Consider the following 18,973-nt stretch of genomic DNA (forward strand, 5'->3'; position numbering starts at 1 on the left):
CGTGGGTTGCCTCGACTCCCGTCACGGCCCTGCTTTGCCCGCCGACCCGATCGAGCCCCTCGACCGGGCCGACAACTTGGATCGCCATGACCCAGCTTAGCTTCATCGAAGACAGCGACCGGCCGGAGCACCCGCTCGATGTCGTCGAGCGCCTCGCCTCGCTGCGCGACTGGATCTTCGATCGCATCGAGACCGACGAGATGTCGGTCTCCGTCTCGGGCCGCTGGGCCGAGTACCACGTCGCCTTCACCTGGATCGAGGAAGTCGAGTCGCTGCACGTGGCCGCTGCCTTCGACCTCAAGGTGCCGGAGCGGCGCCGGGCCGAGATGCTGCGCCTCGTTGCACTCGTGAACGAGCAGCTCTGGATCGGCCATTTCGATCTGTGGTCGTCGGACAGCGTGGTGATGTTTCGCCACTCGCTGCTGCTGACCGACGGCATCGCGCCGACGCAGGGGCAATGCGCGATGATGATGAAGACCGCCGCCGACGCCTGCGAGCGCTACTATCAGGCCTTCCAGTTCGTGCTCTGGGCCGGCAAGAGCGCCCGCGAGGCCCTCGACGCGGTGCTGTTCGAGACCGAGGGCGAGGCCTAAAGACGTATCCGACCTGCCTGCATCAGGTCGGCGTCTCTTGTTTTGATGCGCATTCTTTCGACGAACCGGTGACCACTTCGTCGGAATGCGCTCTAGCCCCCACGCGGGATCAAGAGTGATGACACCGGACCACGCCTCGACCGCCTTCCCCACGCCCCTGGTTCTGGCCGGCGCCGGCAAGATGGGAGCAGCGCTACTGCGGGGCTGGCTCGCGGGCGGCCTCGACCCCGCCGCCGTGACCGTCGTCGACCCGCAGCCCTCGCCCGAGATCGCGATGCTCTGCGCCGAGCGGGGCTTGCGCCTCAACCCCGAGGCCGCCGCCCCGGCCGGAGCCCTGGTGCTCGGCATCAAGCCGCAGGTTCTCGACGCGGCGGCACCGGCGCTGGGGGGCTGGATCGGCCCGGACACCCTCGTCGTCTCGATCCTGGCCGGCAAGACCATCGCCGACCTCAAGCGCCGCCTGTCGAGCGCGCGGGCCGTGGTGCGCGCCATGCCCAACCTGCCCGCCAGCATCGGCCGGGGCGCGACCGGCGCCGTCGGCAGCCCGGAGGTCGGGCCGCAGGCCAGGGCGGGTGCGGAGGCGTTGCTCGCCAGTTCCGGCCTCGTCACGTGGCTCGATGACGAGGGGCTGATCGATGCGGTGACCGCGGTCTCGGGCTCCGGGCCGGCCTATGTCTTCCTGTTGGCGGAAGCGCTCGCGGAAGCCGGCATGGCGGCGGGCCTGCCGCCGGAGCTGTCGGCGCATCTCGCCCGCGCCACCGTCGCAGGCGCCGGGGCCCTGCTCGACGCCGATGCCCGCGAGGCCGGGCAATTGCGCCGTGACGTGACCTCGCCCGGCGGCACCACCGCAGCAGCGCTCGCCGTTTTGATGCGCGAAGGCGCGCTGCCCGACCTGATGCGCGAGGCGGTCGATGCGGCGCGGCGGCGGGCGGGCGAATTGTCCGGCTGACAGGCCCGGCGGTTCCAAGCGGGCGGCTCCGACCCTACATGAGACGTGAACCGAATGCGGAGCACGGATCATGGAAACCGCCCCCGAGCCCAATACCGGCGGCAAGCCCGAGACGGGCGGACCGGATGGTTCGTCGAACTCCGGCACAGCCTCGTCCAAGCCCAACCCGCGCGAGGCGGCGGTCGAGGCGCTGATGCGGCTCGCCGCCGAGCAGCCCTGGAACGACATCGAGGTCGGCGACATTGCCCGTGAGGCGAACTTGAGTCTGGCCGAGTTGCGCGACCTGTTCCCCTCGAAGGGGGCCGTGCTCGGCGGGCTGTCGCGGATCATCGACCGCAAGGTGCTGGAGGTCGACACGACCGACCTCGCCGACGAGCCGGCCCGCGAGCGCCTGTTCGACGTGCTGATGCGCCGGCTCGACGCGATGACGCCCTACAAGCCGGCCCTGCGCCGCATCGCCTTCGCTCTGCGCGGCGATGTCCTGTCCATGCTGGCGCTCAACGGGGTCGCCCTGAACTCCCACCGCTACATGCTGGCCGCTGCCGGCATCGACACGGAGGGGCCGCTCGGCCGGCTCAAGCTCCAGGGCACCGTGATCGCCTTCGCCCGCACCGTCGAGGTCTGGCTCGATGACGACGACCCGGCGCTCGCCCGCACCATGGCCAAGCTCGACCGCGAGATCCGCCGCGGCGAGACCCTCATGGAACGCGCCGACGACGCCCGCCGCCTCACCGCGCCGCTGCGTGCCCTCGGCCGTGCCGTTCTGGAGCGCCGCCCGCGCCGCGACCGGACGGAGCCGCCCGCGGGGGATGGCGAGGATCGCGACCCGGCTGCGGCGATCTAAGCGCAGAGCTTACCAAATAAGTGCGTTCAGGGGTCGGACCGCGTTTGCCGGTCCGACCCCTGAACGACGATCAGAAGCACCGCCTCCCAACTCGGTGTGTAACCCAGGCCGAGAATGCCAGCTTAACGGGTTCGTCGCGCGATCACGCTTCTTTCGAGCGAGCACCCGTGAGATGGCTCGCCCATGCAATTCAAGCATAGAAAATGCGCGGCAATCGTGGCCGAGAAGGTTTTCTACTTCTCTTTTCCAGGGATTGCCGTGGGCATCGGCATGATGATCGGGCCGGGGCCCGGTCCTGATGACTATCTGTTGCGTTGGGATTCGTCGAAGATCGTCCCAGCCGCTGTCACAGCTTCGATGCTGGGAGTTGTCATCGGTGTGCTCGAAGCCCGCCATTGGCTGAAACGGTGCCGAGAATCGGTCCGCGCGTCGGAGGCCGAGGGCAAAGACCCGTCTGCCCTGTATCCAGCTCAACCTCAGGCTCGGTCGCCGTTCTAGCCGTAAAGGTCTTGCCGCTTTCCCGTGCAGATCTTTCACCGATCTTGGTGCTGCATTCTGCGACAGACTCAGCCGAATATGCTCGGTACGAAGAAACGCTGAGCCATCGGTGCAATTGGGTCCACAAACGGCCGGAGACGATGCTCCGGCCTTAGGGGCTTTACCGATCCCAGCCCTTCAGGTCGCAGAGCGTCATGAAGTCGTGGATCGTAATCAACTCGGCATCAAGCAGAGCCAGGGCTTCGTCGCGGCTCTTGATCGCATCGGCGTTCATGGACTGCGCCTTTCCAGTGTCTCGTTTTGAGGAACGACAAGCTAAAGCTTTCGTTCCGCCGGCCGGGAGAGGCACTGAAGAGGCATTCCGCGTGCCATTGGAGGCATGGCCGCTGAACGGTTTCGAGGCGCATCACTCCGGGGATCGGAATCCGAGCGATGCGCCGCGTTCTCGGGCCTTACCCCTCCCGTCTGCCGCCCATCATCCCTTGCATCCGCGAGAGCTGCGCGATGTGCCGCTCGATCAGCGGGAGCGCGCCCGCCGCGATGCGGCGCAGGGCCGGGTCGTCGCCGCTTTGCGCGTAGGAGCCGTGGATCTGGTAGGCCTCCTGATGGCCCTGGAGCGAGGCGTTGACGAATAGCGCGTCGTATTCGGGGCCGGGCTGCATCCCGGAGAGCTGCGCCAGGATCTGAGCCTTCTGCTCGTCCGTCGTCATGCCGCCGGGACCGCGCCCACCGGGTACACCCAAGACGCCGCCAACCGCGCCGCCGACCGCGCCGACGGTCGCGCCCGCAACGCCGCCCGCGACCGCCAGCGGCGCCGCGACCAAGCCGCCGACGAGGCCGCCCGGACCGGCGGGCATGCCGGCCATCGGCGCGCCCGCACCCACATAGGGGTCGAGCTTGCGCGCGAGGTTGACCTGCTCGGTCACCTCGGCCCGGCTGAAGGCTTTGATGCGCGGATTGCGGGTTTTGGCGTGGGCATCGCGCGCCGTGTTCTCAAGAAACAGGCCGCCCTTCGTCGCCATGGCGAGGTAGACGGGCGCCGGCATGGCACCGGCCGGTGCCGGTTGCGCCAGGGCGGTACGGGTGACGGCCAGGGCCGCCGTCGCCGTCAGCAGAGTGGTCAGAAAATCGCGCCGATGCATGGTATCGAATCTCCCGGTCTGGAAACGATACTCGGGCGCCGATTTGCTTGGACGGTGCCGGAGTCTGACGGGCGAAACCTTCGCGAAATCAGCAATGTTCCTGCCGTTCCAGGGGCGGCTTCGACCGAAGACGCTCAGGCGATCCGAGCCGGGCTTCAAGCGTCGATCGAGGGGCGCAGACGGGCCATGCAATACACGTCGGCGAAAGTGCCGTTGCGGAACGAGGCGGCCTTGTGCGTCCCCTCGATGGTGAAGCCGAACTTTTCGTAGAGGGCGATGGCGCGGGTGTTGTCGGTGAAGACCGTCATCTCGATCCGCAAAATATTGATCCAGTTGTCGGCCGTGTCGATCACCGCGGCGAGAAGCCGCGAGCCGATGCCGTGTCCGGCGAAATCCTTGTGCACGGCGATCCAGAACTCCGCCGCATGCGCGCGCCGGCCATAGAACGGGCGCAGGGCCGCCGCCCCGACGACGCGGCCGTCCCGCTCCGCAGCAAGGTGCAGATCCCGCGGCGAGCGGGGCTCGGCCCACTTCTTCACCGCCTCGAACGATTCGTAGGGAAGCGCCAGGGTTCCGAAGCGGAAGGCGGGCTGGTTGTAGATCTCGAAGAGATCCTGCGCGTCCTCCTCGCGCATGGCCCGTATGGTCACGTTCCCGTCGCGTCTCATGCCGTTCATTCCGGTGTGGGCTCCGTCCAAAATGCGTCTCGGTCCTTCCGGCGACGGGCTCACGTCCACTCGAAGCGCAGCGTCTCGCGGAAGGCGAAGCGCTCGATGTGGCGCACGACCACGTCGCGCAGGTCGGGCAGGTTCGCCGCGTCGGGCGCGGTCAGGTCGATCGTCAGGGTGTCGGCATCGGCACGCAGCCGCGTCTCGCCGAGCGGCAGGGCGATCCGGGCATCGGTCGGGCCGACCTCGGTCTCGAACCGGTGAGCCCAGTGCTTGCAGAGCTGCTGGAGGTAGCGGCTGGCATGCGGGGTGCTGACCACAGCGTGGCTCTCGGGCATGTCGGTCTCCTCGGTTTTAGCGTGCGGCGTGGCGGGGGCTCGCGGTGCGGCGACCGGCGGTGGCGCTGCGCACGCGAAAAAGGTCGGTCGGCAGGACCGAGAAGCTGGCCTCGCCGAACCATTCGAGCGAGCCTTCCGCTTGCGGCGGCAGCGTCCTGAGGAAGGCGTCGTAATCCAGCGCGCCCTCGAACAGGGCGGTCATGCCCTCGCGCCGTCCGGCGGCGGCGTAGACATTGGCCGGCTCGAACACCGACAGGTCGGCGCGGCTGCGCACGTTCTTGAGGTGGTAGTAGTCGATATGCGGGCTCAGCCGGGCATGGGCCGCGAGCGGGTCGTCGCCGCCTTCCCAGACGTGGAGCGTGTCGAAATTGACCCGGAGGTTCGGGTGATCGACCGCGTCCAGCAGGTCGAGGAGCGAGGCGGTGGTGTCGGCCAGCGTGCCCGGATGCGTCTCCACCACGAGGCGCAGGCCCTGGTCGGCGAGCTGGCCCGCCGCCATCCGCAGGCGCTGGGCGACATGGGCGCGTTCGTCCGCCGAGGCGGCGGCGCTGCCCTTGGTGCCGGCGAAGGTGCGCAGCCGCGGCGCGCCCCAGCTCCCGGCGAGCCGGGCGAGTTCGGCCGTCCGCTCGGTCAGGGTTTCGAGGGGGGCATCGAGCGGCAGGTAGTCACTCAGCATCGGCACCCGCAGGCCGTAGGCGGCGAGCCATTCGGCGTGGTCGCCGGGGCCGAGATTGCGGGCATGCACGCCCCACAATTCGATGCCGTCGAAGCCGTGGCCGCGGGCGAAGCGAGCGAGTTCGCCGATCGACACGAGATGGTGGCGAAAGCTGATGGTGCAGAGCGCGATTCTCATGCGGAACGCCTTTCGCGGGAGGATGGGGCGGACTGTCCGAGATCCGGGCGCGATTGCCGCCACGCGGCGTAGGCCGCGGCGAGCTGCCGCTTGATCGCGAATTCCTGCGCGTCGAGGGCATCGAGCCGTGCGAGGACGGCGGCGATTTCCTCCGTCTCCCCCGTCCGGGCGAGCTTCAGCACGGCGTAGTGCAGGGCGGTGAGGCCGTTCACCAGGGCCTCGATCTCGTCGCAGATCCGCTGGAACTCCGGGTCCGGCCAGCGCAGGGCCCGCCAGAAGAAGGCGAAGCCGTGCTCGTAGGCCCATTTGCGGATGGTGATGACCGGCAGTTCGCGCAGGGCCTCACCGACATCCGTCAGCGTCAGCCCGCCCCGCCCCTCGGCATGGGCGAGCACGATGGCGCGCGCGGCATCGATCAGCGGGTTGGTGTCGAACCGGAAGCAGGCATCAAAAAAGGCCGTGAGATCCGCGTCCCTCGGCGGATGGGCCAGCGAGGGATCGAAGCGGTAGCCGCCGGCGACGCTCGGCTGGCGGATGGCGTTGAGCATCTGCTCGCGCTCGATCACGCCCTCCCAGCGGAAGTCGGGGTCGCGCACCTGCCAGAGGTCGGGATCGTCGCCGAGCGAGACGAGCAGGTAGTGCGGGAAGGGGTTCTGGTTGAACTTGTTCTCCCGCTCGGGGAGGTGGAACATGTCGAGCATCACCATGAGGCGCGTGTCGGGCTCACGCCGCTCCAGGAGGTCGAGCAGGGTCGCGACGTTCGCGTCCTTCGAGCGGGAATGGTCGTACCAGGAGACGAGCGGCACGCCGTAGAGCCGCTCGAACCAGTAGCGGAACGACTCGTGGTCCATCGCGTCGGAGTGGTAGGCGAGCCGCGAGCCGTCGGTGATGGCGAACTCGGCGTCCCAGATCAGGGCGTAGAACGGGCGGTGGTCGATGCCCCGCGCCTTCAGCCCGTCGCAGACGCAGCTGACGAAGCAGTGGATCTTCAGGTCGTAGGGCATCGCGCCGTGGACGCCCTCGGAGGGCGTCTCCGGCGCGGCCGCCGGTGCGGCCGGCTCCGCCCCCGGCGCCAGGAGCCGGGCGAGGTCGGCGACGGTGGAGACGTCCTGCCGGTTGATCACTTCTTCGGGCACCGACACCCCATGCGTCAGTTCCAGTGCCAGGATGAGCTGAAGCAACTGGACGGAATCGAGGTAGAGATCCTCGTTCAGCCGCGCGTCGGGCCCGAACCCATCGAGATGGGGATGCTGCATCTCCTCGCGCAGCACCGTGCCGATGGCGGCGATGAGCGTCTCGTTGCTCACGCCACCGCCTCCAGCGCGCCGTCCCGGTACTGCGCGGCCACCGCGCGTCGAGAAATCTTGCCGTTGGCCTCGCGCGGGATCGCGCCGACCTGCACCGCCTCGACCGGCACTTGGTGGCCGGCGAGCCAGCGGCGGCACCAATCCTGAAGCGCGCGGGGCGGCACGGGGCCTTCCGCGCTGAACAGCAGGGTCACCCGCTCGCCCGCGAACGGATCGGGCCGGGCGAAGGCCACGGCGTCGGTGATGCCGGGCATGGCCATCACCACGTCCTCGACCTCGCCGGGATAGACGTTGAGGCCCGAGACGTTGATCGTATCGTCCTTGCGCGCGACGAAGATCAGCATGCCGTCGGGCGCGCGGTAGCCGAGATCGGCGGTGTGGATCGCCCCGCCCTCCCCCTCGACCACGATCTCCGCCGGGGCCTCGGGGCTGGTTCCCGCCCGGACGCGGTGATGCGGCAGCGGGCGGCCGATGGCGTCGGCGCGGCGCAGATCCGGGTTGATCGCGATGCAGCCGGCTTCCGAGCAGCCATATTGCTGGAACAGGTGGGTGACGCGCCCGCGGATGGCGGAAAACCACGGCGCCGGCAGGAGCGTGCCGGAGACCATCGCCGCGTGGAGGGTCTCGCCCTCGGGCATGAGCCGGGCCAGCGTGTGCAGCATGGCCGGCGCGGTGTAGAGCACCGGCCGCTCGATCTCACGCAGGCGGCGCAGGAGGTATTTCGGGTTGGTGGTGTCCACGATCACCGGCCCGCGGCCGCGCGCCAAGCCGACGAACAGCCCGCAGATCAGCCCGTAGGAATGGGTGATCGGGCAGGCGATGACGGGGGTCATCCCCTCCGGCTCGGTGAAGGCGCCGACATAGCTCGTGATCTCGCGCTCCACCGCAGACCACGGGCGGGCGATGCATTTCGGCTCGCCGGTGGTGCCGGAACTCATCTGGAGAAGCTCGCCCTCCCCCGGAACCGGCGGGGCGGCGCCGGTGAGGGTCTCGCCCTCCAGGCTGTCGAGGAACAGGCGGTGGCAACCGGCGCGCGCGGCGAGCCGACGCGCGCCCGCGTCGGGCAGGGCCGGATGGATCGGCAGCAGGCTCGCGCCGCGCCGCCGGGCGGCGAGGATGAAGGCGAGACCCTCGGCGGTGTCGCGGAAGCGCGCGGCGACCCGCTCGCCGCTGCCGCCGCGCAAGGCCGCCGCAGCCTCGACGCGCCGGATGGCGGCCTCCATCGCGTCCGCCGGGATGGTGCGGCCGTCGATCTCGATCATGCAGTCTCCGGAAAGGGCGTCAGGGGAAGGGAACAGGGGGTTGGGCGCGTGCAGGCTGCTGCGCGCCTCGCCGAGCCCGAGCTTGCGCGACAGCAGCGCCTCGACCCGCAGCCGGGGCGCCTCGACCTGAAGCCGGGCGAACCGTGCCTCCAGCCCGTGCTCCGCCGCGTGGCGCCGCAGCTCTCGGCCAAGGCGGCGCCAGAACGCCGTCTCGTCGAGGCCGTGCCGGCGCCCGAGAAGGGCGGTGATCTCGCTGAGGTTGAAGACGAACAGGCTGTCGGTGACGAGTTCGGCCAGCGTCGCCGCCGAGCGCATGGCGTGGAAGCGGTCATCCGCCGGGCCGGCATGGGCCGGGTCGATCGCCCCGAAATCCGGCACGCGCTCCGAGTTCGTCACGAAGTCGGGGGCGTATTCCGCGCTCTCGTGGAAGTCGCGCAGGATCACCCGTTCCGGCCAGCCGTCGCGGTGGACCAGAATCATGTTCTGGCCATGCGCCTCCAGGGCGACGCCGTGGGCCGCGAGCAGGTGCCAGACCGGCAGCACCGCGACCGCGATCAGACGGTCGAGCCAGGCGTCGCGGCCGTAGCGTTCGAGCCAGGGCGCGACGAAGGGGCTGCCATCCCCCTCGCACACGGCCAGCGCGTTGAAGGGCAAAGCCGCCTCGCCGGGAGCGAGACGCGGGCTCTCCCGCCAGATCGCGGCGAGGTGCCCGGCAAGCGGCCCGTCCCGGTCGGCGAGCGCGGCGGCGTATTCGCGCAGCAACGTCACTCGGTTGCACAGCACGGGATCGGCGGCGACGAGCCCGGCGAGCCAGTCGGATAGGGCCGGGCCGGTCAGCACGAAATGCGGATCGAGGATGCGCAGGCTCGAGGTCGAGACGACGCTCAAGGATAGCTTCACGCTCGCGGCGGACGGGTCGTCTTGGTTGTGCAGCGTGCGCAGGGACTGGCTGGCGACATAGCGCGGGCCGGCGGTGCCGAGCGCGACGGCGCGGCCGTCCGCCAGCCAGGGGCGCAACGCCTCCTCTCCGAGCCGGCGCATCTGCCAGGGATGGACCGGCAGCAGCGCGTGCGTGTCGGGGGAATGTCCGGCCGCGCCGAGGCGGCGGGTCAGCACGTCCCATGTGTCGCCGAGTTCGGCCCGCCAGAACGCGGCTTCCGCGCTCGGCAGTGCGAGGGCGATCGTGTCTCGGCGAACAGCCAGCCATGCGAGGCGGAACGGCGCGGCGGCCTCGGGCCCGTAGCGGCGGTGATCCTCCAGGGTGAAGCCGGTGCGGGCCTTGAAGCTCGGATGATAGGGATGTCCCTCCCAGAGCGCCGCATCGAGCGCGGCGAAGGGCAGAGTGCGGCGCTCCGGCTGCGACAGGTTCTGGGCGTTCCAGCGGCAGAGTTCGACCGTCTGCCGCAACTCTGCCAGCAGCCGCGCCCGGTGCTCGGGGGCGGTGGGAAGAGCCTCGACGAGGGCGGCGAGGTCGGCCGGCATCCAGGCGCCCTCCTCGCTCGCCATCGCGACCGAGCCGGGATCGAGGCGGGGGCGGCCGAACGGGCCGAGGGTGCCGGTCGCGCGGAAGCGGCGGGCGCCGAGGCGCCATGCGATCCGACCGGAGCCGCCCTCCGGCGCGCGCTCGGCCAGCCCCTCGAACAGGACGGCTTGCGCCAACTGGCGCAGAACGCGCGCTTCGGGCGGTTCCACGGTTTCGGGAGGCACGGTCTCAGGATGCGAGGGCATGGCCGGCCTCGCCCCGAGCCGCCCGCAGCACGAGCGGGTTCGGCATGTCGATGTAGTTGCCGGTGCCGTCGCCTGAGGCGAGCTCGTCGCGGTCGGACAGGCGCACCCGCAGATTGGCCTTGGTGCAGAGCGTCGGCCCGTCGAGCACCGAGCGGGCGAAGGCGCGGCCGGCCCCGGTCATGCGGCGTGCCATCGCCTCCAGGCGGCGGGCGAGGTCGTCGAGGAGCATTTCCTCGCGCGCCAGCCCGTCATGGCCCATCCGGGCGATGACGGAGAAGATTTGGTTGACCACGAGATAATAGGCCAGCCGTCGGCGGATCTCGCCGTCCGGGAAATAGAGCGAGGCGATTGAAGCGGTCTCGGGCGCGTCGCGCAGGAGCGCGGGCCGGGCGGATTCCGAGAGGTAGAAGCCCTGGTTGTCGCGGTAGAAGCCGAGCTCGGGCCAGCCGGAGCCAATGTCGAGCAGCGCGTTCTGCTGGTGGGCTTCGAGCGCGATGCCGTGCGCGTCGTAGAGCGCGACGACGGGCTCCAGCATGCAATCGAGATAGCGGGCGAACCACGTGCGGGCGGCCTGGGCGCGCGCGGTCGAACCCTCTGGGCAGACCTGCCGCAGAAGGGCCTCCAGCCGCGAGAGACGGCCAGGCAGCGGCTCGGCGGTGAGGGCCGCCAGCGTGGCGACACCCCGCTCCGCCCCGTTGCGGAACGGGTTCTCGCGCAAGACCGTCTCGAAGCCGCTCTCCTCGCGGCCGGGGCTGTGCAGGGTGAGGTAGGCGGGGTCGGCCAGAATCTGGAAGTTGGGATGGCGCGCGGCGAACGGGCTCTTGGCCAGCAGCCGGGCCATGGCGACGCCGGCCTTGAGTTCGGCGAGCCGGTTCACCCGCAGCGAGTTGGTGAGGGTGACGGGTAGTGAGAACTTCGCCATCCACGGGCTCTCGGCCGCGTAGACCGTGCGCAGCGAGGAGGTCGCGGTGAAGCGCGGGCCGAAGGCGCCGAGCCGCCGCAGGCGACCCGCCTCGACCCACGCTTCGACATGCGGCTCCAGCATCAGCGCCTCGGCCTGGAGCGGATGCATCGGCAGGGCGATTTCGCCCGCGCGCAGGCCCAGCCGGGCGGCGTCGGGGCCGAGCAAATCGAGGGCGAGGTCGGGCGCGGCGCGGGTCACCGCCGAATCGTGGCGGACGAGGCTCGCATCGGCGGCGAACACCGCGAGCTGGAACGACCCGCCCTCCTCCGGCGCGTAGGCGCGGGCCTGCCAGGTCGTGAGGCCCTGCCGGCTCTTGGGGGTCGGGTGCAGCCAGTGGCCGAAGACCAGGGCGCGCTCGGCGGCGATGAAGCCGGTCTCCGCCTCCTCCGGTTCCGCGCGGTCGAGCAGGCGGGCGGTCTCGCGGTAGCTGTCGAGCACGCGCCCGAGCAGTTCGAGTTCGCGCTCGCGGGCGGTGTCGCCCCGCCCCTCATCCGTGCGCGAATAGGCCTCGCCGAGAAGTTCCTGAAGCCCGCGCATCGGCGCCACCGGCCGCCAGCGCGGCTCGTGCAGATGGCGCGTCCAGAGTCGGCCGAAGGCGTGCGCGCCGCATAGCGACGGCGACAGGATCTCGGCGCGGATCGCGAGGCGGCGGCTGCGCAGGTTCCACTCGACGCAATGGGCCGGCGGCCCGTCCGTCAGCGCGTGCCGGATGCGGATGCCGGAATCGATCTCGCGCAGATATCCGTTGGCGAAGCTGCGGAAGGCGGCGGCCTCGGCAACGGCTTGAGACGATGGTGGCATGGTCTTCGAAACCTCGTGAGAGCCGTGAGGGCCCGGCCGCATCGCGGCGGGCCGGGCCGGGCGGCGCATCATCGGAGCGACGCGGCGGTCCGGTCGCCGGGCCGCCCGTGCGTCATCGTCGTCATGGGCCTCGAGCGCGCAGCGAACTCACCGTTGCGGCGACGGGCGTGGAGGAGCGTGCGGTTTGGAGAGAAAGAAAAGGTCGCCGCTTGAAGCGTAAGGATAAGAAAATTGCTCTTCGTTGTACTTGCTCATGGGACTGAGGGCTCCCTCGAATCGCTTGAGGCTGAAGGCGTGTTGCGCAAACTCCAGCCATGCGTCAAGAGAAGGTGAATTTATTGGAATTGTTCTTGATATAGGGTGATTGCCTGTTTGCGCTGTCGCGACAGTTGGTTGCCTTAGAAAATATTCTTTATTTGTCTTTCTTTGTACGCGGCGCGCGCCGCTTGCGTGCCTCCCGCCGGTCATGGCGTTGGGGCGCGGCCAAGCCCTCTCCGAACCGGGCCTCGATCCCGGCCGCGTCGGCCGATCCCGGCGCGTGAGGGGATGAGAAAACCTGTTGCGCATCCGCAACGAGGCGATGAAATGGCCTATAGTCTTTAGCTGTTCTAATTCTTGTCTTGATTCTCGGGCCTACATTTCGACTGTCCGCGCAACGTCTTGCGACAGCATCGCCCTCTAGACTGGAAATGATACAAGCTATTGCAGGACTTGCATAATCCGTGCGTCTCCTTCTGGTCCCTCCTCAGTCATCGATCAGCGCGGGATCATCTGTGGGCGACGGGACCGATGTCATGACGGGAGGGGCGGCGGGGGTGTCGATCGATGCCCTCTACCGTCACGAAGGGCTGAAGCTCCGGCGTTTCCTCCAGCGCCTGCTCGACAACCCGGCCGACGCCGCGGATGCGAGCCAGGAAACCTATCTGCGCATGGTCGCCGCGCTCTCGCGCACGAGCATCGAGCACCCCTCGGCCCTGCTGTTCCGCATCGCCACCAACGTCGCCCTGCGGATGCGCAACCGCGGCCGGCTGGAGCGGATTCTGTTCGCAGCGAAATGCGAGGCCGAACTCGCCGAGATCGCCGACGGCTACGCCCTCCCCGAGCGGCAGACGATCGCCCGGCAGGAGCTGAAGCGCCTCGCCGCGGCGGTCGATGCCTTGCCGCCCCGCTGCCGCGAGGTGTTCCTGCTCAGCCGCCTCGACGGGCTCGCGAACGGGGAGATCGCGCAGCGCCTCGGCATCTCGCGCAACATGGTCGAGAAGCACATCATCAAGGCCCTGCTGCATTGCCGGCGCAGCCGCCTCGATCTTTTTTGAATGGCGATCTTTTTTTGAACGGGTCGCATCAGGAGGCCGCGACCTCGTTGATCTAAGGGGATAGGACACCCGCGCTGCGCCATTTCGGGCCGCGGTCGAGGGCCCGGGGGGATTGGCGTGGCCGGCAGGGACGGGACGGAGGCCGAAGCGGCTGACGAGGCCGAGGGCGGTGAGGATCCGGTCGAGTACGAGGCCGCGGCCTGGGTCGCGCGGCTCTCCTCCTCCGACGTCACGGACGCCGACCACAGGGCCTTCGAGACCTGGCGCCGAGCCGACCCGGCCCACGCGGCGGCCTATGCCGAGATGGATGCGCTGTGGCGCCGGCTCGGGCATCTGCCCGATCCCCGCCCGCGCACAGCATCGAACAAGACACCGAAATCGCTCGCCGGCCTCGCCGCCGTCACCCTGCTCGCCAGCGCCCTGGCCTACGAGGCCGGCCTCCTCGACCGGCTGCGCGCGGATCTGTGGAGCGGGGTCGGCACGATCGAGCACGCGACGCTGCCCGATGGCAGCCGCGTCGACCTCAACACGGATACGGCGATCGCGGTGCGGTTCACGCAAGGGGAGCGCGGGATCGCGCTTCTGCGCGGCGAGGCCAGCTTCGATGTCGTGCCCGATTCGAGCCGGCCGTTCGTCGTGCGCGGCGGCGGGCTGAGCGTGCGCGCGGTCGGAACCCGCTTCTTCCTGCGCGCGGACGGGGCGGACAGCCCGGTGGGCGTGGCGGAGGGGCGTGTCGATGTGTCGGGGGAGAGCGGGCGCGTCGTCGTCTCGGCCGGGGAGGAAATCCGGATCGGCGGCGACGCCCTGCACGTGGCGGCCGCGGATGTGGAGCGTGCCACGGCGTGGCGCGACGGCCGGCTGATCTTTTCCGGAAAGCCGCTGGCGGCGGTCCTGGCGGAACTGAACCGCTACCGCCGCGGGCGCATCGTGCTGCTCGACCGTGGGCTCGGCGAGCGGCGCGTGACCGGCGCATTCGATGCCCGCAACACCGACGACGCCCTCGACGTGATCGCCGCGACCATGAGCGCCCGCATCCGGCGGCTCTCGCCGCTGCTGGTGCTGGTCGGATCGCCCGTGTGAGCCGGGCGATGGGGTGGGACGAAAAAAATCGCCCGCCCCACGTCAGGAGGTGGCGCCCCCGTTGATCTTAATCGTCGAGAGCGGGGAGGACGCACAGCGTGCCGCCCCTCCCGACGGATCGATGGGGCTTTGGTATGGCGTCGCGTGCACGCAGATTTTCACAGGGCCGGATGGCGGGGATCGCGCTGGCCGGCGTGTCGGTCGCGGTGATGGTTCAGGCGGCCGCGCAGGCCGGCGAGGCGCGGCGCCCGCGCAGCCCCACGATCCTGGCGGAGGCCCCGGTGGGGGGCGCCCCCGTCCGGCTCGCCATCCCGAAAGGCTCGCTGGAGGCCGGCCTCGTCGCCTTCACCGAGCAGGCCGGGGTCAAGCTGGTCTACCCGACCGAGCTGACGGCGCGGCTCGAGACACGGGGCCTCGCGGGCGCGTTCGCCCCGCTCGACGCGCTGACCCAGCTCCTGGACGGCACCGGCCTCACCTATCGCGCGGCCGGCGCCTCGACCCTCACCCTGGTCAACCCGCGCTACGTCCAGCTCGGCGCCGAGCCCGCCAGCGCGGTGACGCTCGACGAGCTGCATGTCCAGGGGCAGGCTCAAGCGCGGGGCCGTGCCACGGTCGCCGGCCTGCCGCCGCCCACCGGGACGGTCGGGCAGCCGCCCGTGCCCTATGCCGGCGGTCAGGTCGGCTCGGGCGCCCGTGTCGGCATGCTCGGCAACCGCAACGTCCTGACGACGCCCTTCAACGTGACGGGTTACACGCAGAAGCTGATCGCGGATCAGCAGGCGCGCTCACTCTCCGACGTCGTGCTGAACAACCCGTCGGTGCGCAACGACGCGCCGCCCTACAGCGAGCGCGATTCCTACTTCATTCGCGGCTACTCGGTCACCAACCTCGACACCGCCTTCGACGGGCTGTTCTATCTCGCCAACCCGCGCCGCAGCTTCACGGAGGGGCTTGAGCGCGTCGAGGTGCTGCTGGGCCCGACGGCGCTCCTGAGCGGCGGCACCGGCCGCGTCGGCGGCACGATCAACCTCATCCCGAAGCGCGCCTACGACGAGCCGTTCGCGCGGCTGACCACGACCTATATCAGCGACGCGCAGATCTGGACGCATGCCGACCTCAGTCGCCGCTTCGGCGAGTCCAAGGAATGGGGCGTGCGCTTCAACGGCGCCTACCGCAACGGCGCCACGCCGCTCGACAAGAACGAGATCGAGGTGGGCGTGGCGGCGCTGGGCCTCGACTATCGCGGCGACCGCTTCCGCGCCTCGCTCGACATGACCCACTCGACGCAGAACGTCACGGCGCCGACCTCGCTGTTCAACGCGGTCGCGCCGGGCATTCCGATTCCCCGCGCGCCGAACAACCGGATCAACACCGCGAACCCCTTCGAATACAACGACAGCCGCTACGGCATGATCGCCGGCCGGGCCGAGTACGACGTCCTGCCTGAGACGACGGTGTACATCGCCGGTGGTGCCAGCCGCTACAACGAGGACTTCCTGACCTCGTCCTACCGGGTGACGAGCCCGATCGGGTTGGCGACCAACACGCTCGCCGTTCAGCCCCAGGAAATTCAGGGTCTGACCGGCGAAGTGGGGCTGCGCACGCGCTTCCAAACCGGCTTCATCGATCATCAGGTGAACATCGCCGCCGTCTCGGCGAACAACAAGAACTTCCGCGGCGGCTTCATCCCGCCGACGCTGCCCACCTATACGATCAACATCTACAATCCGATCGATCTGCCCTCCGGGTCCGTTCCCACGATCGGCCTTCCCCGCTCGGCCTCGCAGCCCCTCTTCGCGCAGCTCTCCGCGCGCAGCGTGGCGGTGGCCGACACCCTGTCGTTCTTCGGCGACGACCGCTTCCTGCTGACCCTCGGCGGCCGCTACCAGGAGATCGACCAGCAGAGCTTTGCCACCCGGCCGGGGCCGACGCAGGGGCAGGTGACCGCGAACTATCAGGAGGGACGGTTCAGCCCGGCCATCACCATGGTGATCCGGCCGTTCGAGAACCTCTCGTTCTACGGAAACTACATCGAGGCGCTCGAAGTCGGGCCGACCGCGCCGACCCTGGCGGTCAATGGCGGCGAAATCTTCGCCCCCACCGTCAACCGGCAGAAGGAGATCGGCGCCAAGTACGATTTCGGCACCTTCGCGCTCACCACCTCGCTGTTCGAAATCGAGCAGCCGAATGGCTTCACCGATCCAGCCACGAACCGCTTCTCCGTCAGCGGCCTTCAGCGCAACCGCGGTATCGAGTTCAACGTGTTCGGCGAGCCGATTCCGGGCGTGCGGCTGGTCGGTGGCGTCACCTTGATCGATGCGAAACTGGTCAGCACGGCCGGAGGACAGTTCGACGGCCGGGCCGCCCCCGGCGTGCCCGACACGGCGTTCAACCTCTACGGCGAATACGACCTGCCGCCGTGGCTCGCGCCGGGCCTGACCCTGACGGGACGCGCGATCTACACCAGCGGCATGTTCTACAATCAGGCCAACACCCAGTCGGTCCCGGACTGGACCCGCTTCGATGCCGGCCTGCGTTACACGACCGAGGGCGTGAACGGGAAACCCGTCGTGATCCGCGCTGTTGTCGAGAACCTGCTCGACGACTCGTACTGGGCGTCCGCGGCCCGCGGCTTCCTCGCCGTCGGCGCACCGCGCACCTTTATCGTATCCGCCTCGGTCGATTTCTGAGACGCTGACGCGTCACTCCTTGCTGCGCCCTGCCCCGTCATCGCGGCAGGGTCAGGGGTATACATGCCCGGCCCGTCGATTGCCCCGCGATAGGGGGCAGTCGGCGGGCTTTTCTTGTTGGCCCGCACGTCTCGCCTGCGATCTGCCGCTGAAACGGGCAAGCCTCCGCGGTGAGCGGCCGGCCGTCCCCTCAGCGCTTCCACCGCCAAGCTGACCGGTCTGTGTTTTTTGTGGCTTCTGGCACGGGTCCTGCAATGTGGTTTTTGACCACTTTGATGGATGCGTGGACGCTCGGGAGCCTCAGTATGGCCGGTACGATGGACCGTAGACGGTTTCTTCAGGCGAGCGCCGCCGCTGTGGGTTTTGCCCAGATCAATCCCGACTTCCTGATCTCCTCCGCCGTCGCGCAGGCCGGCAAGCCTGTGGTCTTCCTCTCGGCCGAGAACATCACCGGCAACTGGGATCCGACCGCCCACACCACGCTCTCGCAGAAGAACATCGAGGGCTTCGTGATGGGCTTTTTGACCCGCACGCCGATGACCCTCGATGACCCCGGCAAGGTCGTCTACGAACTCGCCACCGACATCCGGTTGCTCGATCCGCACCGCCTGCAGATCAAGCTGCGCAAGGGCGTGCTGTTTCACGACGGCAAGCCGTTCGGGCCCGAGGATGTGAAGGCGACCTTCGAGTACGGCGCGGGCAAGGACCGGCCGGCGCAGTGGTATCCCGGCCCGACCGAGACGCTGACGATCACCACGCCCGACGACGAGACCGTGATCGTCGACACGGCGAAGGGCGGCTATCCCGCCCACCTCTTCATCTTCCTCGCCTCGTTCCTCCCGATCCTCTCGGCCAAGGATGTGGCCGAGGGGCCGGGCGGCGCCCTCACCCGGCGCCTGAACGGCACGGGCCCGTTCCGCTTCGTCGAGCAGCGCGGCAACGACACCGTGCTCAAGGCCCATGACGGCTATTTCCGCGGCAAGCCCGGCATTCCCGGCATCAACTTCACCTTCACCGGCGACTCGACCACGCGGATGCTGTCGCTGATGAACGGTCAGGCCTCGATCGTCGAGCGGCTCGAACCCGAGCAGGTCGAGACCGTGAAGAACAACCCGAAGATCGCGGTCAACGAGGTCGTCTCGGTCGAGAACAAGTATCTCTGGTTCCGCTGCTCCAAGCCGCCCTTCAACGATGTGCGGCTGCGCATGGCCGCCTGCCACGCCATCGACCGGGCGATGCTGTTGGAGATCCTGGGCGCGGCGGGCCATGCCTGCGCGAACTTCATCTCGCCGGTGAAGTTCGGCTACGTCGATCTGAAGAGCTACCCGGCCTACGACCCCGCCAAGGCCCAGGCGCTGCTGGCCGAGGCGGGCTTCCCCGGGGGCAAGGGGCTGCCGCCGCTCGAATACATCACCTCGGTCGGGTTCTACCCGAAGACCAAGGAATACGGCGAGGTCATCACCGCGATGCTCAACGAGCAGGGCTTTCCGGTGAGCCTCACGGTGTTGGAGCCCGCGGCCTGGAACGAGCGGCTCTATCACCGCCCCGGCGGCGGGCCCGGCCACATGGTCGATTGCGGCTGGTCCACCGCCTCGCCCGAGCCGGATCTGGTGCTGCGCACCCATTTCCACTCCTCCTCGCACCGCATCACCGGCATCGAGGATTCGGAGATCGATGCGAGCCTCGACAAAGAGCGCGCGGCGCCGACGCTGGAGGCGCGCAAGGCCATCCTCCAGAACGAGACCATGCCGCTGCTCGCTGCCAAGATGCCGGCCCTGTCGCTGTTCACCTCGGTGATGATCCACGCGATGCAGCGGGAGCTGAAGGGCCTCTATATCTACCCCGACGGCTCCATCGACGCCTCGAAGACGGCCTGACCGAACTGTCCGTGCCCGGCGCGTGACCCGGCCCGCCCCTATGGCGGCCGGGCCCGCCCCGCC

15 protein-coding genes are annotated in these 18,973 nt (G+C 69.3%); 8 read left to right on the plus strand and 7 right to left on the minus strand.

From position 1 onward, the window contains the following. Nucleotides 1-86 precede the first annotated feature (86 nt). From ASF53_RS18195 to ASF53_RS25905, 4 genes are all read left to right on the plus strand, one after another. Nucleotides 87-593, plus strand: a complete 507-nt coding sequence (locus ASF53_RS18195) for a type III secretion system chaperone family protein (RefSeq protein WP_056201625.1) — start codon at nucleotides 87-89, stop codon at nucleotides 591-593. Nucleotides 594-711: 118 nt separating this feature from the next. After that, nucleotides 712-1,542: a pyrroline-5-carboxylate reductase gene (proC, locus tag ASF53_RS18200; RefSeq protein ID WP_056201629.1), complete on the plus strand. Its 831-nt coding sequence runs from the start codon at nucleotides 712-714 to the stop codon at nucleotides 1,540-1,542. Between the two features lie 70 nt (nucleotides 1,543-1,612). Continuing rightward, nucleotides 1,613-2,386 (plus strand): hypothetical protein, encoded by a 774-nt coding sequence (locus ASF53_RS18205; RefSeq protein WP_056201631.1) that lies wholly within the window; start codon nucleotides 1,613-1,615, stop codon nucleotides 2,384-2,386. Between the two features lie 183 nt (nucleotides 2,387-2,569). Then, a complete protein-coding gene (locus ASF53_RS25905; RefSeq protein WP_156635634.1) occupies nucleotides 2,570-2,884 on the plus strand; it encodes a hypothetical protein in 315 nt (104 codons plus the stop codon). 452 nt (nucleotides 2,885-3,336) lie between these two features. Here ASF53_RS25905 and ASF53_RS18210 read toward each other — a convergent pair whose 3' ends face one another. The 7 genes from ASF53_RS18210 to ASF53_RS18240 form a co-directional block, all read right to left on the minus strand. Next, nucleotides 3,337-4,026, minus strand: coding sequence for a DUF4142 domain-containing protein (locus ASF53_RS18210; protein ID WP_056201634.1), 690 nt, complete (start codon nucleotides 4,024-4,026; stop codon nucleotides 3,337-3,339). 155 nt (nucleotides 4,027-4,181) lie between these two features. Next, on the minus strand, nucleotides 4,182-4,703 hold the full coding sequence (locus ASF53_RS18215; protein ID WP_200943273.1) for a GNAT family N-acetyltransferase: 522 nt from the start codon (nucleotides 4,701-4,703) through the stop codon (nucleotides 4,182-4,184). Between the two features lie 50 nt (nucleotides 4,704-4,753). After that, complete coding sequence (locus ASF53_RS18220; protein WP_056201637.1) at nucleotides 4,754-5,032, minus strand: DUF2218 domain-containing protein; 279 nt, start codon at nucleotides 5,030-5,032, stop codon at nucleotides 4,754-4,756. Between the two features lie 16 nt (nucleotides 5,033-5,048). Next, complete coding sequence (locus tag ASF53_RS18225; RefSeq protein ID WP_056201641.1) at nucleotides 5,049-5,885, minus strand: sugar phosphate isomerase/epimerase family protein; 837 nt, start codon at nucleotides 5,883-5,885, stop codon at nucleotides 5,049-5,051. Next, the gene (locus tag ASF53_RS18230; protein ID WP_056201643.1) at nucleotides 5,882-7,192 is read right to left on the minus strand and encodes a DUF6005 family protein; all 1,311 of its coding nucleotides are present in this window, start codon (nucleotides 7,190-7,192) and stop codon (nucleotides 5,882-5,884) included. Before ASF53_RS18230 ends, ASF53_RS18225 begins: the two co-directional genes overlap by 4 nt. After that, entirely contained in the window at nucleotides 7,189-10,182 is a 2,994-nt protein-coding gene (locus ASF53_RS18235) for an IucA/IucC family protein (protein ID WP_056201646.1), read from the minus strand. Before ASF53_RS18235 ends, ASF53_RS18230 begins: the two co-directional genes overlap by 4 nt. Continuing rightward, on the minus strand, nucleotides 10,166-11,947 hold the full coding sequence (locus ASF53_RS18240; RefSeq protein WP_056201649.1) for an IucA/IucC family protein: 1,782 nt from the start codon (nucleotides 11,945-11,947) through the stop codon (nucleotides 10,166-10,168). Before ASF53_RS18240 ends, ASF53_RS18235 begins: the two co-directional genes overlap by 17 nt. A 794-nt stretch (nucleotides 11,948-12,741) precedes the next feature. Here ASF53_RS18240 and ASF53_RS18245 point away from each other — a divergent pair. From ASF53_RS18245 to ASF53_RS18260, 4 genes are all read left to right on the plus strand, one after another. Next, nucleotides 12,742-13,263 (plus strand): RNA polymerase sigma factor, encoded by a 522-nt coding sequence (locus ASF53_RS18245; protein WP_056202036.1) that lies wholly within the window; start codon nucleotides 12,742-12,744, stop codon nucleotides 13,261-13,263. Nucleotides 13,264-13,380: 117 nt separating this feature from the next. After that, on the plus strand, nucleotides 13,381-14,343 hold the full coding sequence (locus ASF53_RS18250; RefSeq protein ID WP_056201652.1) for a FecR family protein: 963 nt from the start codon (nucleotides 13,381-13,383) through the stop codon (nucleotides 14,341-14,343). A gap of 170 nt (nucleotides 14,344-14,513) precedes the next feature. Continuing rightward, on the plus strand, nucleotides 14,514-17,033 hold the full coding sequence (locus ASF53_RS18255) for a TonB-dependent receptor (RefSeq protein WP_056201655.1): 2,520 nt from the start codon (nucleotides 14,514-14,516) through the stop codon (nucleotides 17,031-17,033). A 305-nt stretch (nucleotides 17,034-17,338) separates the two neighbouring features. Continuing rightward, nucleotides 17,339-18,910, plus strand: a complete 1,572-nt coding sequence (locus ASF53_RS18260) for an ABC transporter substrate-binding protein (RefSeq protein WP_056201659.1) — start codon at nucleotides 17,339-17,341, stop codon at nucleotides 18,908-18,910. The last annotated feature ends 63 nt before the right edge of the window (nucleotides 18,911-18,973 follow it).

The sequence above is a fragment of the Methylobacterium sp. Leaf123 genome (genome assembly GCF_001423405.1).
Classification (GTDB): Bacteria; Pseudomonadota; Alphaproteobacteria; order Rhizobiales; family Beijerinckiaceae; genus Methylobacterium.